The sequence below is a fragment of the Desulfovibrio sp. 1214_IL3152 genome (assembly GCF_036763055.1).
In the GTDB taxonomy this organism is placed as follows: domain Bacteria; phylum Desulfobacterota; class Desulfovibrionia; order Desulfovibrionales; family Desulfovibrionaceae; genus Desulfovibrio.
In genome coordinates, this window is record NZ_JBAIYW010000311.1 from 1 (window position 1) to 1,663 (window position 1,663).

The 1,663-nt window shown below is 58.2% G+C and carries 2 protein-coding genes and 1 pseudogene; 2 read left to right on the forward strand and 1 reads right to left on the reverse strand.

Features of this window, described 5'->3' with window-relative positions; all coding sequences use genetic code 11:
- Both flgA and V6C07_RS06625 read left to right on the forward strand, forming a co-directional pair.
- The coding region (flgA, locus tag V6C07_RS06620; protein ID WP_333535559.1) for a flagellar basal body P-ring formation chaperone FlgA at positions 1 to 315 on the forward strand (315 nt) is incomplete at its 5' end.
- Between the two features lie 48 nt (positions 316 to 363).
- A complete protein-coding gene (locus V6C07_RS06625; protein ID WP_333535560.1) occupies positions 364 to 1,083 on the forward strand; it encodes a flagellar basal body L-ring protein FlgH in 720 nt (239 codons plus the stop codon).
- 466 nt (positions 1,084 to 1,549) lie between these two features.
- Here V6C07_RS06625 and V6C07_RS06630 read toward each other — a convergent pair.
- A pseudogene (locus tag V6C07_RS06630) lies at positions 1,550 to 1,663 on the reverse strand (IS5/IS1182 family transposase); the annotation flags it as partial.

Here is a 1,663-nt window from a genome sequence, read left to right on the forward strand (position 1 = left end):
AGCGTAACCTTTATGCGCGTCAACGCCGGGCAGTTGCGCGATCTGCCCTGGGACGGGCGCGGTGGCCCGTGGCAGCTTGCCCGCGCTGTCAATGCGGGCGATCCCATATTGCAGAGCGATCTTGCAAGCCAGCTTATGGTCAAGCGGGGTGATGTGGTTTCCCTCATATTTTCCAGAGGCAACCTGCGCATAACCACACAGGCGCAGGCCCTGGCTGATGGTGAACCGGGAGCCACCATTCCGGTGCGGAACTTGCAAACCAAAAAACAGGTCTTCGGCATTGTCAAAAACGGCAATACCGTCGAGATAAACTAGACGTCGCAGCCGCATGCGGCGGACGCGGTTATTGAAGGAGAGGAGCATATGCAGGCACGTCACATCATCCCCGTCATGGCGCTGGTTTTTGCGCTGTGTGCCGCTTGCGGCGGCGGACCGCGCAAACATCCCGCCTTGCAGCCACCGGTTGCCGATCCTCAGGAATACAGGCAGGAGGCCAACGGGCCGGACAATCCGGGGTCTCTTTTCGCGGCCAGCGAGCAGGACACGCTTTTTTCCGACAGCCGCGCCCGCAGGGTAGGCGACATCGTGGTGGTCAAACTGGTGGAAAACACCAAGGCCCAGAACAAAGCCGAAACCACTGCCAACAAGCAAGGCGCCAACGACTATCAGGTGGGCGCGCTCATGGGGCAGGGATCGCACGGCTTTATCCCTTTCCTGGGGCTGGGACCCACCAACAAGGTGGGAACGCCGGCCCTGACCACATCCTCCACCAGCGACCTGTCCGGCACGGGCAAGACCAAGCGTGAAAACTACGTCACCACCTCTCTGGCGGCGCGTGTCATCCGAGTGCTGCCCGGCGGCCTGCTGCAGATCGAGGGCGCGCGGGAAATACGCGTCAACGAGGAAACAGAATATATGGTGGTGCGCGGCATGGTGCGCGCCAAGGATGTAAGCGCCGACAACAGCGTGCTTTCCACGCAGATTGCTGACGCGAGCATCGAATACTACGGTCGCGGCGTGCTTGCAGACAAGCAGAAGCCGGGCTGGTTCACGCGGCTTATGGACAATATCTGGCCCTTCTAGGCCGTATGCGCCTGAGCGTGTAGAATATCAATATGGCTGATGCCGCCGGGAAGTCGTTTTCCGGCGGCATCAGCGCTTTGTTGTGTTGCATGTGGGCCCTGACGTGTTGATTCTGTAACTGTTGACGATAGAACGGGCCTGGCGCTGTGGGAACCTGCCCGCAGTTATGCGGCGGAGTGTCGCCCTGCCTACTGCCCGTACACGTTGTAAGGACAGAAGACGCTGGTGCTGACGAATGAAACGCAGATGCGTTGAAAGCCAGGCGTTGCGGACGAGGAGAGTTGTGGGGGGAGATTGAGAGCACAAAAATTGAGGCTGAAGGATTTGGGAGCCGAAGGAGCGCCGTGCAATCCCAGTCCGGAGCAGACCGTTCGAAAAAGCGGGTAAAACAGACGCCTGCTCAAGGCAAAAGCACGGTCTGTCGTTATAGAAAACCGCAAAAACATACTTTTTTTAGATGCTGTAGTCACGAGACTGAAGCCCACAAAAAGATACACCTGATCTGAACGGCAGCCAGAAATGAGGCCGCATTTTTTGCGTACCGAGTCGCTATGCCGCGCCATTGCTTCAAATAGAGAAA